At 38.7% G+C, this 14,275-nt stretch carries 13 protein-coding genes; 3 read left to right on the top strand and 10 right to left on the bottom strand.

Annotation, left to right across the window (positions count from 1 at the left end):
* Window positions 1-40 precede the first annotated feature (40 nt).
* The 6 genes from JMX18_RS02340 to JMX18_RS02315 form a co-directional block, all read right to left on the bottom strand.
* The gene (locus JMX18_RS02340) at window positions 41-1,759 is read right to left on the bottom strand and encodes a leucine-rich repeat domain-containing protein (protein WP_201583344.1); all 1,719 of its coding nucleotides are present in this window, start codon (window positions 1,757-1,759) and stop codon (window positions 41-43) included.
* 96 nt (window positions 1,760-1,855) lie between these two features.
* Window positions 1,856-3,106: a PDDEXK-like family protein gene (locus JMX18_RS02335; RefSeq protein WP_201583343.1), complete on the bottom strand. Its 1,251-nt coding sequence runs from the start codon at window positions 3,104-3,106 to the stop codon at window positions 1,856-1,858.
* A gap of 12 nt (window positions 3,107-3,118) precedes the next feature.
* Window positions 3,119-4,237 (bottom strand): helix-turn-helix transcriptional regulator, encoded by a 1,119-nt coding sequence (locus JMX18_RS02330; protein WP_201583342.1) that lies wholly within the window; start codon window positions 4,235-4,237, stop codon window positions 3,119-3,121.
* Window positions 4,238-4,300: 63 nt separating this feature from the next.
* Complete coding sequence (locus tag JMX18_RS02325; RefSeq protein ID WP_201583341.1) at window positions 4,301-5,158, bottom strand: PP2C family protein-serine/threonine phosphatase; 858 nt, start codon at window positions 5,156-5,158, stop codon at window positions 4,301-4,303.
* Between the two features lie 430 nt (window positions 5,159-5,588).
* Window positions 5,589-6,209 carry a hypothetical protein gene (locus JMX18_RS02320; protein ID WP_201583340.1) on the bottom strand — a complete coding sequence of 207 codons (621 nt, stop codon included), beginning with the start codon at window positions 6,207-6,209 and terminating at the stop codon, window positions 5,589-5,591.
* 120 nt (window positions 6,210-6,329) lie between these two features.
* Entirely contained in the window at window positions 6,330-6,998 is a 669-nt protein-coding gene (locus tag JMX18_RS02315) for a hypothetical protein (protein WP_201583338.1), read from the bottom strand.
* A 771-nt stretch (window positions 6,999-7,769) separates the two neighbouring features.
* Between JMX18_RS02315 and JMX18_RS02310 the strand changes: the two genes are divergently transcribed.
* The 3 genes from JMX18_RS02310 (at window position 7,770) to JMX18_RS02300 (ending at window position 10,082) form a co-directional block, all read left to right on the top strand.
* Entirely contained in the window at window positions 7,770-8,063 is a 294-nt protein-coding gene (locus tag JMX18_RS02310) for a hypothetical protein (protein WP_201583331.1), read from the top strand.
* A gap of 238 nt (window positions 8,064-8,301) precedes the next feature.
* A complete protein-coding gene (locus JMX18_RS02305) occupies window positions 8,302-9,252 on the top strand; it encodes a WG repeat-containing protein (protein WP_201583329.1) in 951 nt (316 codons plus the stop codon).
* 119 nt (window positions 9,253-9,371) lie between these two features.
* Window positions 9,372-10,082, top strand: a complete 711-nt coding sequence (locus JMX18_RS02300; RefSeq protein WP_201583327.1) for a hypothetical protein — start codon at window positions 9,372-9,374, stop codon at window positions 10,080-10,082.
* A 373-nt stretch (window positions 10,083-10,455) separates the two neighbouring features.
* Here the strand turns inward: JMX18_RS02300 and JMX18_RS02295 are convergent, their stop codons facing one another.
* From JMX18_RS02295 to JMX18_RS02280, 4 genes are read right to left on the bottom strand one after another with little or no spacing between them, the layout of a single operon-like run.
* Window positions 10,456-11,115 carry a hypothetical protein gene (locus JMX18_RS02295; protein ID WP_201583326.1) on the bottom strand — a complete coding sequence of 220 codons (660 nt, stop codon included), beginning with the start codon at window positions 11,113-11,115 and terminating at the stop codon, window positions 10,456-10,458.
* A 28-nt stretch (window positions 11,116-11,143) separates the two neighbouring features.
* Complete coding sequence (locus JMX18_RS02290; protein WP_201583325.1) at window positions 11,144-12,097, bottom strand: hypothetical protein; 954 nt, start codon at window positions 12,095-12,097, stop codon at window positions 11,144-11,146.
* Between the two features lie 24 nt (window positions 12,098-12,121).
* Window positions 12,122-13,420, bottom strand: a complete 1,299-nt coding sequence (locus tag JMX18_RS02285) for a hypothetical protein (RefSeq protein ID WP_201583324.1) — start codon at window positions 13,418-13,420, stop codon at window positions 12,122-12,124.
* A 3-nt stretch (window positions 13,421-13,423) separates the two neighbouring features.
* Window positions 13,424-14,266 (bottom strand): DNA topoisomerase, encoded by an 843-nt coding sequence (locus tag JMX18_RS02280; RefSeq protein ID WP_201583323.1) that lies wholly within the window; start codon window positions 14,264-14,266, stop codon window positions 13,424-13,426.
* Between the last annotated feature and the right edge of the window lie 9 nt (window positions 14,267-14,275).

Below are 14,275 nucleotides of genomic sequence, written 5' to 3'. Positions count from 1 at the left end.
GCACTTCTACTGGGCATACGTAACCACAATACTCAAGTTTTTATACTTCAGAATAAATTGCCCTTAGTCGGAAACAATCAGCCCCGTTAGCAATACTTGCACTGTAATATATATATTCATCATCGATAGATAGTGACTTTTCAACTGTTTCTGATATATACGAAAGATGATCTAGTGAGAGACTTTCCACACTCTGCGTTGCAAGTAATAATCTTTTGATATAATTTACTTTTGAAACCTGACTCACCAAATCATGCGTAGCTGATTTTATTAAATCTAACTCACACTTCCCTGTGGCGCTGGCTTGGATAAATTGAAATGAATAGTCACGCTCGAACAAACTTTTGATATCTACAACATCTATAGCGATAAGGCTACTTACAGCATTTACATCAAGCAGTTTAACAACATCGTTTACTTCATCTGGCTGACATCTAACAACGCCTTCTACAATATCTAAGCGCTCAGACTCATTATCATCTGTTTGTAAGCCTACTAAAAAATAAGCTCCTATACGCTCCTTTAATTTTAGTAAATCCTGCTTATCCCAACTATCGCTGATGATAAAGCAACCAATGATAGATAATGGGAAGTTATGCATGCTTGGTTGATATAGAGCAGCAGCAGGCACACCGCTCAAATACAAATCTCCGCTACGAAACCTGTCGATCAAACTCTTTGAAATTTTAGTAGTTAACTCTCTGTTAATCTCTAAGTGTCTAAGTTTGATCAAACTCCCTAGTCCTTTGGGTAATTGCCTTATTTTGTCGCTAGGTAGCACTAATTTATTTAGTTGGTTCAATAGCTCTATTGATTCAGGCAAATACCTAAGGCTTTCACCTCTTACTATGAGTTTAGTTAGACTTGAAAGACTACCAATACTTTGAGGTACTTCTTTTAACTGATTGCTATAAACACTTAGCTCTTCAAGTCTGTTTAACTGAGCCATACTTTGCGGTAAGCTAGCAAGATTTGCGCAGCTAACTTTTAGCTTCGTCAAACTAGTCAAATCACCAATACTTTCGGGTATCTCATCTAGGCAATTACTTGATACTTTAAGAGTAGAAAGCTGACTTAGAGCGCCTAGGGATTCTGGTAAATGGCTTAGATTTTGACAATGCACTGATAATATTTTGAGCCTATCCAAAGCGCCAATATTACTTGGCAGTACCGTTAGGTTGACATCATATATTGATAGATAAATTAAGTTCTTAATATCAACTAAGTTAGCGGGTAGTCTACCCTGCTTGTTTCGTAGATGTAGCCTTATATTACATCGCAGTTTTTCTAGCTCATTGGGAAGCATAATTGTATCGTAACAACAGAGCGTTAAATGCTTGAGGGTTTTTAGTTTATTTAAGCTTTCAAAATTAAACGCATAGTCCTCATAATCAAGGCTTAACTCTTCAAGATTAATTAGATCACTAATACTATCAGGCACCCTATCTTCTACACCATTTGGTAATGACTCTGTGTTTCTTAAAGATAGGCTTTTTAGCTCGGTCAAACTACCAAGTGCTTTTGGCAGAGTCTGGGTGTAAGCCTGTATATCCAACGTTTCTTGGTTAGCAAGCTGTTGCATATTATGAGGCACAATATGTTCTGGAATATTGCATGATTTCGCCCAGTCGATGACCTGTTGCAAAGCCTCTTTGTCCATAGTGTCGAGATCGATGTGATTAGTATCCTCTGTTACGATGGTCTGCTCACCAAGTAGCTCTCGCTTAGCTAGATACTCTTGGATACTGATACTTGTCATTATTTTGCTGTCCTTAACTTTAAGGTAATAGAATTAATATCACGTATTTATCTAATCGTTATAAGCTGCTTGGTAGTTTTTGCTAGTAAACCAAAATCAACCGTTAAAACAACCATTGCCGTTTAAAATTTGGAACATTGCGTCCATTTCCTTCATGATTTTACTTGCCATTTCGCCATCTCTAATCATCAGCCATGCTTTACTTGAACTTCTCCAATCTTGTGGAGAAAAATAATAGCCAGCCGGCCAAAGCGGTGACTTCCAAATTTTTTTATTACTTAAATTATTTTCTAGTGCTGTTTTCATGTTCTCAGCGTTGATAAATGAATTAACTTCCGCTCTTGTATTAAATTTAAAACCTAGACATGGTCTGTCGAAATTTGCACTCTGAAACTCAAAGCAAATATAGCCATTATTGAAACTAGGACTTATCAAATTAACTTGCTCATAATTTTTACCGTCTCCTAGGTTACTAATATCGAGTTGGTAAGACCCTTTATCGTAATTTTTTGAAAACTCAGCTTTTAGGTCTTGTATAAGCTTCTGTATCAGCTGTTTTTTTAGCTCATTTAAATTATTTGCTATTTGAATACTAGCTTCGATATTCTCATCACTTTGTTGCATTACCTCTAAAACTGTCTTATCCATGTTCATATCCTCAATTCCCATAAAATGTTTTTGAATAAATTTTATTAACTGTGCTAAAAATTCGGTGACGCTATTATTTTGGCATTCAACTTGGCAAGCTTTAAGCCAGTCAATTAAGTCACTAAATTTAAGCGCGCTAAACTGATTTTTAGCTGTTAAAGCTTGCAATTCTTTAGAGTTGATACTGTGCTCACTTGGCGTATCAGTGTATTCATTAAGATAAATCAGATGCCATCGAGACAGATTTCTATTAGTAAGTTCATTTGCATAATCCTGTAGCTGTTTAAATTGATCTGACGCATAGGGTTTATTCTCGATACAAATCCCATAGCTTGTACCGTCAGCTTTACACTCTAGATAAATATCCATGCGCCTACTTGTACCACTTTTCCACGTGGTTTCTTCTACAAGAACATTTGTTTTTTTGATATGATCTATAAATGATTGCCAATTAGCGGCTTGATTAAGATTAGGCAAGCAATGCTCGATGAACAATCGTAAAAAACTTTCTTGTTGTCCATGACTGCCTTTTGGGTTTAGTAGATCGGCTAAGATACGGCTCAGTCCTAGCTCATCAGTATTGATATAGTCAAAAGTATTAAACTTAGGCGCAAGTTGCCGGCTATAGAGCGCTTGCGCCGTTTTTAAAGCATCGGTTTTTTTGATAACTTCATTAAGCAGATTTTGTAGCTTTTCCATGATATATATTCCTTAATGATTAACGTTTATATTTTTATCGGTTTCTTCTTCATAAAGCGCTATCCCACTCTGCAGACGTTCATAAACTACCGCCTTTAACTCGACAGGCTCCATCACCACTGACAGCTGCGACATACTCACTAGCCAATCTTGCAAGCGCTGAGTGTTGGCAACCGTTGCGTGTACCTCGTTCCAAGTGTCATCAATAACTATAATAGTTTGATCAAACGATAAAGGGCGCTCATAGAGGTGCTGGCAGGCATACTTCTGTACTTTTAGAACTAGACTGATTTTTAAATCATCGTTGAATTCGAGCTTGCCCAGTTGTCGCAAGTTTTCTAAAGTAAAAGCATCACGCCCTACCCAATCGGGAATCGACTTTGCTATGACTTTTGCTTTTTTAATACGATTCACAGCAAAGTTACGATGTGCTTTTAACAACTTTTGGTCGTCAATATCATCTTCTTTGGGATAAAAGCCAGTAAGGTAAATCATGTTATCGATAAAGACCAAACCTTTGGGATAAACTATCCTAACGTCTGCATGCTTGTTCCACTTTTTTTGATAAGTGATGGCTAGTTGCTGATTGCTTAATAAGGCGTGATGGATTTGAGCCATTATCTCCTTATCAAGCGCAGGTGCTTGTATCACGCTAGGCAAGGTAATAATATGACTTTGCCATTGTCCCAGCTGACTTTGATTAAAGCTTCGCTTATCTTGCCGATCTAATTGAGTGAGTTTATCGTCGATACTTTGCTTAAGAGTAGCGGGCAAGTAGTTAGCGGTATAGTTGGCGAGCATCTGCCAAAAGAACACGGTTTGCTCATTGATGATATCGATACTAAAGCTTGGCTCAATATAAAACCTTGCCGTCTTACCTCTGATATTTGATCCCCATTCTGGCAAACGCTTTAAAGCATCGCTATGAAAGACGTCATTGAATATTTGATTGAGACTTGTTAGGTCGTTCTCTAAATTTTTGCGCTCATTATCAAACTTGTGAGCATCATAACCATAAACCGTCATAAGCTCTGACAATGAGATAGCGCTTGCTTCGTCACGGGGCAAACATTGATACAGCGCAAATAAGCGTGTTGATTTGTTATAGCTGGTGATTGGATGGTTTGGCATAATCAATTCGTCTTATTTTTATGAGTTTTAATTTCACTTAACTAGCCAGTTTTATGTCTTTGTCTAATCAAACCGCACTACAATAGCCGTACCATTGTCATAAGCATTGCCTTCTGATTCATACACTTGATGCCGAAGCGTTTGTAACCACTCCTGCAGATCAGTGTGAGTATCGATAAGTTGCCAATGATGACTCGCTACTAAATCATGAATACCATCGCTGCAAACCACAAGACAATCTCCGGACTCAATATCTATAGTGCGAACGGCGCTTTCTGGCGCTTCAGAGCTTAGACCATCATCGTCAGCACTTAAGGCAAAGCATTCCGTAATACTATATAAGCTCCCTGCCATGCCTTCGCGGTTATACTCTGCAAACTCAACTCGCTCGCCTCTTGTCCGTGCTTGCTCATCAATAAGTTCATTCAACAAATTGTGGTCGCGAGTCAGGCATTCCCAGTGCTTTGAACCTTTAGGTAGCAGATAAACCCGACTGTCGCCGACATGGGTAATCTTTATCTTAATGGTGTTATCACTGTTTAACTCGCTAACAATCATAGCTAAAGTTGCTGCTGCGCCATGACGCTTAGAGAGATGCTTGGTTTTATTGAGCAGATGATGAATGCTATCAGACGTTATGTTTTGTTGACTTGTCCATAACGATTTAATCGCTTTGACCACAGCTTTTGAGCAATGCTGCGAATAATTGGAGCTCGCTACGCCATCAGACACCGCCAAACAGAACGGCAGTGTGACAGGCATAATCTCAGTCACGCCTAGAGTTTCTTGATACCAGTCATCTAATAAGTAAAAAGCATCTTGCTGAATATTATTAGTAGCATTGCCTAAAAAGGTAATGGCGCAAGCTTGAGCTATTGTTGGCTTGATATTTGGAATTTTGTAGCTTTGAGTCACGGTCATACCAGCTCGCTTATTACTTTCAACTGTACAAACAGTATAGCGGAATACCTACCAATTTATTTTCTAGGTTATGGACTATTCTAAATTCAATTTTTTGTCTCACTAATGGTGATTAATTGTTAGGCAGGCTATTTTACGAGGACTATGGGTGTATACTATATAGAATGAATTATTTACCGACTTTTGTCAGTATATAAAAATTGAGCAAGGTCTACTGTTTAGATGTTAATATCGTCATTTTTTAAGGTGTACTATTATTAGATTTAGTGGAAAAAAGAACGGTGTGCTTAGCATAACCCAGTATAAAAAAGCGGCGCTAAGTCAAATCAGAAATGACTTAGCGCCGCTTTTAAGATTTTGTGAAATACTCAGGCAGCTTGAGTAATATTAGGGTTTGGTCGATTCTGACAGGCAAAGCTATGCTATTAACTTACAACCCCAAATAACACATCACCGAACGACTATTGACATTAAACTCACCGCCTCGAAGGTTATCTAAATCGTCCATAGTAGTTTTAAATATCGGCTTTAACTCTACAAAATTGTCATTCTTGAAATAGAGCACATCATAAATATAGTCGCTCTCTGGCTGATAAAACAGCTCTAAGCGTGATAAGTCATAGCCACGATAAGTCGCATTGATAAAATCAACGTAATAATGTACGCCCTGATTATCTTGTACTACAGAGATATTTTGAATAACATTATTAATGGCAGCTGGCAGGTTCTTACGATAATCAGGTTTGACGTATGCTTTATAACCACTCTCAGGAGTGTATCGTTCTTCCATAAAGGTCTCTTTAAAAGCATCAAATCTTTTCCCAATCAGATTCTCTTGAGTCCCCTCAGTATAAGACTTATTATCAAACCCGCAGCTATCTTCAAACCAGCCGACTAGACCAACTAAATCCAGCTTTTCGGTAGGTTTTGGCGATACCTTGTTGACTTGAGGTACACTTTGACTGGCTACAGCTGAAGTGCTCGAATTTTGCAAATCGGTCATGACTGTATTCATCTCACTACAGCCTGACAAAGCTAAGCCTGCGCTCACTATTGCTGCTAGTGTTATGGTCCGAAAATGACTTTTTATTATCGTTCTCATACGGATAGCTCTCCATCTCTTTATTAATTATTTAAATACTATAGTGTCATCAGACAATTTTTCGCTCAGCTATTTAAGACCAATAGTATAGTTCCATGGTTGCTGCTGAAGATCGTAGGTTTGAATCGCTTTAAGCTTGAAGTCTTTACGGTTATAGCTGCTAGGACTACTCCCAAGCTTGGTCTCAAGTTTATCCATAGTTGGATAGTAGTCATCCTCGCTAAAATTGCCAAGTAACTTCTCACCCATAAACTTAAGATACTCACTGTTATAACCACCTATCTCAAACTCGGTGTAGTAGTTATCTTGACTTCTATTAACCACTAAGCTGTCAGGTAGCTCAATACGAGAAGGACAGTTAAAGCACCCGGGGATAAACTTAATCTCGCTAAGTTTAGCTTGGTTAAGGATATCTACTGTTTTAGTCGCTTGTGAATTGAAACTAACGCCACTTGAAGCGGCTTTATAATCACACTTTTCAGTGTTTGGAGAGATTTTAATACGCGTTATCAGATTACGACTATTGACGCTCACGTTGACGTTGCAGTCGTAAGCATCGCTATTGCTATAGCTCTGGCTATCTTGTTTCTTGAGACCCAGCTTGTATTGACTGCTTAAGGTCTTAACATCTTTACCCAAAGAGCTGGGCGATAAGAAGCGATTGTAATCAGCAGCCATAGCAGGCGTACTTAGCAATAAACCTAGCATGACACCTAGACTAAATATTTCCTTGTTCATATGCTTTCCTTGATAATTTGAAGTGGCAACATCTGTTAGCCAGAAGTTGTGCATAAATTATAAGTGGCTAAACGTTTTATTTTTAGCAATCCGACGAACGGTAGCTAAATAACGAAAATATTTTAGCTGCCGTTCGTCGGATAGCTTTCCACAGGTGACGTTTCTGTGCTATGTAGAAAATTCAGATTAAAACCTTCATTCAATTCAAATTTTTAAGTACTCACTTGTATGATTTAATGTAAAACGCTTTAGGAAAAACTTGACTTGTCTCACCTCTAGAACAAAAGCAAACAAAATATTGCTATTTACCTTAGTTGTTTTTGAGAAACTAAGGTAAATAGCATGTTGCGAACGAAACTATTGACGCTGTCAATAATCACAGCTTTTGCTCTCATTGATTGCAGTAACAATGATGCTACAGCTTATGAAACTAATATCGTAACCACTGATAATGTAGTCGAATAAACCGAAGTACCAGTAGGGCCAGTAACCATATTAGAAGATGAGACAAAGCCTGAAGTTACTGCTGATTTAGTTCACTACGCTATAGTCAATGGCAAGTACTCAGAACAATGCAGCTTTAAGAGTGAAGCAGGCAACGTGCCGTAAAAGCAAAATATGACTTTTGCGGCAGTTTTAATGAAGGGATGGCATACCTTAAGAACAACTCAAATACAAATTCTGAAGGTGCTTATATGATCGGTTACGTCAACAGTATAGGTGAGCTAGTCATACTCGTAGATATCGCAGCAGATTATAACTGTTTCTTAGATGCTAAAGACTTCTTTAAAGGCCAAGCTACTATTGCCAAAGGGGACTTACGAAAACACTAGCTGGGAATTTATAAATACCTTAGGCAATGTCGTCATCGTACCCAACTATGATCAGGTCTATATCTATCCTATGGGCGACTCACCCGATGTCATTGGCAGCTATTTTGAAAACGGCACTATCGATGTCTATCAAGACGGTGAGAATGGCCAAGTAACGGATATTACTATCGATAAAAAAGGTAAAGAGCTTAAACGTAAGAAATATGAGAACTTCTCTGATTTGCTTCAATAGAGTTTTATTCATACAAGCAATAACGAATTGAGAAAACAGTCTTTATCTAAATCTAAAATCAAGTTTTTATCAAAAAACTTTATATTTTTATTTTATTCAGCTGTAAACCGCTGTTTTAGAGACTCGACTAGAATTACCGTTCGTCAGATCGTCGGTTTTAAGGCCAAATCAGTCATTATAATTTTGAAGGTAAACTAAGTCCAATCAAAATCTTAACTAATCATAAGGAATATGTATCATGATCTTATCCCCTGCCCGTTTGCTACCTCTAGCCGCTCTACTTAGTCTTAGCGTTTATGCGATACCTGCGCAAGCTTATGAGGAGTGTCAGCCACCCAAAACGAATTATGAAGAAGTTTACTGTACTGCAGACTCCCAATACTATATTGGCTTCAACTCTGATTATAGCGTTCAAACCTTATTAGATAAGCAAGGTAAAGCTTTAGTAAGTTCGAAAGGATATGACGATATAAATTTTTATAGCATTAATGAAGATATTTTTGCGGTAATGAAGAACGGTAAAGTGGGTTATATGAATACCCAAGGTAAACTGGTGATACCAACCGTTTACGATAGTATGCGAGACCCTAATAATAAATACGACGAAACGTGGTCTGAGCCTGTCTCGAATGGACGTATTTTAGTCAAGAAAAACGGTAAGTTAGGCATCATCGACACCTCTAATAAAGTCATTATGCCTTTCAACGATAAATATGCAGCTATAAAGTCAATTAGCGAAGGCATGGCACCAGTCATGTCGAAGTCTTACAAATGGGGCTTTATTGATAAAAATGGTAAAGAAGTTATTGCCCCTAAGTATGATGGTACTAACGGTCACTTTGGCGGTGTTTACGGCTTCTCGCAAGGCTTAGCGGGCATGAAAAAAGGTGATAAGTGGGGTTATATTACTAAATCCGGTAAAGTCGCTATCCCCTTCGTCTATGATGAGATACGTCCATTTAGTGAAGGCGTCGCTGGTGTATTAAAGAATGGCAAGTGGGGTTTCATTAATGGTGCGAATAAGACGATGGTTCCTTTTAAATATTCAGATGATAATGTTGAGCGCTATAGCGTTAACTATATGGGTGCAAGCTACTTTATTTTTGAAGATAACGTCGCAGAAGTGGCGACAATCAATGATAAAACAGTATGCATCAACAAGTCAGATAAAAAAGTAGCTTGTCGATAGAGCGTAACCTACTTACCGGTTGAGATCAGTCTCTAAACCTACTACTGGTCTTGACTCATTAATGATTAAATTCAAATATTTAAGTTTATTACTCAGATTTGTATTTTAAGGATTTTTTTATGCAAGCCAATCATGTTTTATCTGTATTTGTCTTAACTGGCCTAATTGCTCTCACAGGCTGCTCTGACAAAACACCGGTAGAGGAAACGACTGAAGTCGCTACTCCTGAAGCGATAATACCTACAGACACTGTCGCTACTGAATCAGATGCTATAGATGAGCCTGTAGCAGAGGTCATTGAAGTGGTTGATGAAAACCCTCCTAGGTTTGCTCAGGTTACTGATTATCTAGCATTAGAGCCTAATACAAATTGGAGTTGGAAATCACTAGCGGATACGCCTGATATCAAGGAGTGGTATAGCAAAACACCTGCTCAGAACGAACATCTACCCGAAGACCCTAGCTACTCAATTAGAGGAGGTTTAGACAACTATGGTGGTATAGCAGTTTATGGTACTCAAGAGCAGCCAGAGATAATAACGATTGGTTCAGGTCAAGCGGTTATGGAGGATGAGACCGGTAGCGCCGTGTATAAACTTGAAGATCTATTTAGAGAAAGTGAGCTTACTCGAGTAAAGTCAAACTGCGATAAAGGCGAAAACGAGCTTTTCTCACAACAGTTTTATAAATGGGAAAAGCCTGGACATCAGCCACTTTATATCTATTCCATCATAGACCAAGCCAATGCTGGCACTTCAAGCGATGTCGGTATTGCCAAAAGCTTAGATACTTTTTTGAGTCCAGCTATAAGCAGGCGCTTATCAATTTGAGAACCTCAGATGCTGACTATAATGATGTCACTTGTACCTTTGATCTTTAAAGCATCTCAAATCTAAAAAATTAATGGGCTAAATTATGAAAGCAAATAAAGCAATACCAATACTCGCTATTATCGGCATATGACTTTATCTGGCTGCGCTGAGAGCTAGACGATGGGCAGTACGGTAGGAAAAGAGCAATGAGACTAGTCGATAGCTTTGCTACAGGCGTACAGCAAGGGAAATGCTACTTAACCTCATTTAGAAGGTATCCGGCTTGACGTAAATTAATACCGTTCTATACTTTGTGGCCTGACATAAACTCAAGCTGCAAAGCGTTATGCTTAGTTCAGAAACCTAGGAAATTACCAAAATATATCACTCATCACATTTCTTGAGAAATAAACCAAGGTAACCAAGGAAACCATTCAGCTGCTAATGGCGAATCCTCTAAGGCTAAAATATAGTCCGAAAACTGTTCATCTAATTTAGTCAACAACGCTGGCTCTTTATGAATGCGTGTTTTGATTAAGTTTATACCAACGTCAAGCTGCACTGCATTGTAATCTGACCACCCATTTTCATTAGCATGGTGATTAAAGTTCTCTCTCCAGCGACTTAGTACATGCGTAAAGCCAAAGTGGCATTGGAACATAACATAGATGTCTAGAGTTTTTGGATCTGGTATTGAAGGTAACAAGCGATATAGCGCTAACAAATAGCTGGTGTTTACTTTCTGATGGGTCTGTGACATTAAAGCGCGCAGACCAGTATGGAGTAGAAATGGATATTCTGATAAGCGTTTGATGTCTATTAACAAAACAATAGAGGCTATTGCATCTAGCAAATTTGCTACTGCTTCATAATCCTGTTTGTAATACGCAACTGACTGCGTCTCAAGCGATAAAGCAACCCACTCACAGATAAAAGACAAATCAGTATCATCACTATAGGCTAATTGCTCTAGCTGCTCAATACACTCATCGGCCGTATAATCCCAGTCAAAAAAAGCACTGTCTTTAGGTGTTAATACCTCTTCAAACATAGCCAGCCTCCATAGCAACAGCAACTTATCAAGTATGCACCAGAAACCAGCGATTTTGTTTAAAAGGGATGTGGCACACAAAGTTGGCACTGCTAGTAAGCGCTTGTAAAAATACTACTCTGCGACCCAATACAGTCACTGCGACAAAATGACCTTTTTTAATTAGGATAACCTCGTTTTTATCTGCTGATAGCTCGTCAGTATTTAGAGATAACTGATAAGCACCGCTACTACCACCAGCCAAATATACTGTATCTTGAAGCGCATCACAGCCAAACCAAGGGATATTTGCAGTGTAGCGTAATATGGAAAATACGTTGTCTGATTGTTGGTACAAGATTAAGCCTAAATTAGATACTACTAGTAAATGACCATTAACCATAGTCAAATCATTAATGGGTATATCTGCTGGTACCGATGCATCAAAGCTTAGCGTTTGCCATTGCCCTTGTACGTATTGCATAAGCTGGCGATGATAGCCTATCAAAAAATAATGACCATTAACGCGCTTAAATCGAATAGGCTGCTTTATACCAGAATGCTTTGTAAAGTCTTGACCATCATAATGGATCAATCCACCTTCTTGAGTGGCAATCCAGAGATCATCATTTTCACCTATAAGGCACACCGGAGTCTGGTTAGTGATGCCTTGCAACGACCACTTTGAGCCATAAGCCTGTATCTCAAGATTTTCATCTAAATGAGCACCGCTAAGACCATCAGAATTTGAGCGGTACAAGTGACCCAGCATATCAATAGCCCAAATGGTACCAAATGAAGAGACGGTAATATCCGTTAAAGTGACATTGGTAGTTAAAAGCGTCTCTTTATGTGAATATTTATCATACAAGGTCATTTTTTTGATAGTAGATAGAGGCATATATAAGCTGTTATCTTTTTCATACGACTGCAAGCAAACAAATCCGCTACCTTGAAACAGCACCTTATTAACGGTTATATAATCAAAGTCATCCTTTATCATTTAAACATCAACTCAAATATAAGATTAAAAATAAACATAACTGTTCTCTGTGCTATTTATATCAGGTAGTCTTGTTACCATATCTAGTCTTGCTAACTGATTGCTAAGAGTCATTGTCATAGGAATATTTAAGCGGCTAAGATGCTGTTGTAGCTCTTGTCTTATAGCAGTGGCAATAAGCTCGGCTTCTAGTCTACTATAATGTCGTGGCAAGCCATTGAGCCCTCTTTTATACCGAGCTGTCGTAAAAAATAAAAATAAAGCAGCCTCAATTTTATCCAACCACTCTAATAGAGACCCTTCATGTCCTTGTATCTTAAACTGACGCGCGATACTCACCATTTGCAGGGTTAAGAATCGGCATTCAGTGCCTTGTGTCTGACTATCTTCTACCCAAAAGCTCCAAGCGCCGAAGCCTTTTGTTTTAGAGCTTAATTCTTTATAGCCATTTGTCCTACCGTCTTGGATTAATCTAGTTATAAAATACGGGTAAGAAACCAGGTAAGCGCGTTTATAGCCCAAGGCTGACTCGGTATTTTGCTGGCGAAGGATTTCTAAATAATGACCAATAGAGTCTAACACTACTCGTCTAATGCCACTATGAGCCAACATGCCTTTACCCATATGTTTAAAATCATAGCTTATAAAATGCTCTGCCCTGTTATTATTACCACTGCCGTTACTATTGACACCGTCGCTATCATTAACAATATAGTCAGATAGTAAATTGAGCGTCACCAGCACACCTTTTTTGTGAGCCTGCTTTAGTGTCTGCAAAGTATCCGCATCGTAGAGTCTTATGGCTGCTCTCAACTCTTTCTGTTGATCATTAATATATCTGTCACGGCTAGCACAAGCGGTTAAAATAACGTGGATACCATTATCAAATATCAATATCTCTTGCTCGTAGCGCTTACCTTGAGTCGCCAGCCTATGCGATACCGACACCTGTAGCGTTTTATTTATTCGCTCATGTAGCGCCATATCTAATAAGTCAGATGAATCAGACAAAGCAGGCAGCTGCAGCGCAATGTCGACCAGTGCTTTTGTGACTGACTGTATTAGGCTGGTAGCTACGCTAGCATCATCTATCTTCTGTGCCTGAATTTTTGCAAACAGATTGTAATAAAGCAGTCGCAATAATCGGGCACGCAGGGCCGCTGGTAGATTCCCCCACCCTATGCGAGATACCAAAGATAGTAATAAATTTAAATCACTAGGATTAAAGTGTTGTAGTAATCGTTCAATCAATAACAATACATGCTCAGCACGCTTAATATCTTTGGCTGAGCCACTAGTTCGTGGATAGGTAATATATCCCATAGCTTATAATCCATGGCTATAATCATGATCATAATTTTGCCGAGACTTATTCTGCCTATCGTCTTCACTTTTCTTAGGGTTGCTGTCTGAGCCCTTTGATATTATGCCCATACTTTGAGATGCGGTTTGCAGCTCATACAACACATCGGGATCTGTCCAACTTAGCTGCTTTAAGGATTCGGCTTCTTCTTCGCCGTACAAAGTTTTAAGCACCTCAAAAATAACAGAGTCAGCATCGCACTCCCCTATTTCAATTTGTGATAGATGGGACACAAACTGGCTATTCCACTCTACGTTTGCAATTTTCGCTAAATGAGTTTGAAGCACTTGGTGAACCTCATATCCTTGCGGTGTCATTTTAACGGCATCGCCTTCTAATGATATGTCAATCAGCTCGCTTTTTTGCATCAAATCCTCGATGATGCCTGCTACTGTTGAAGGGCGACCTGCCTCAAAAACATCCATCTGCTGCAAAAGTTTAGTTAAGGATAAAGTCTCCGCCTCATCAAATAAATCTATTTGTATTTGAAAGTCGCCATTTTCTATCGCTTTAATATCCTCATGTGTAAGACAGCTTGATTGCTCAACATCGAAAAACGCTCCTAATGGTCCGGCTAGCCAGCCCTCATTCATTACCATGTTGCTTTGTAGATATATGAACAAATCACTGTCGTCTTTTGGCATATCTAACTGTATTTTTTGCTGTATTAAATGGGCAGCCCCCAGCTTCTCACTTGCCTGCATATCTTCAATCAACTGATATATTTTGCGCATATCACTATCATGAATGTGTTCAAGGGCATCTTTATCGATAATTGAGATATTATCATGGGCACTATTTGTCATATAACTTCC

Source organism: Psychrobacter jeotgali (genome assembly GCF_904846315.1).
Lineage (GTDB): Bacteria > Pseudomonadota > Gammaproteobacteria > Pseudomonadales > Moraxellaceae > Psychrobacter > Psychrobacter jeotgali.
The sequence above is the reverse complement of the archived record's forward strand: the minus strand, read 5'-3'. Positions and strand labels throughout refer to the sequence as shown.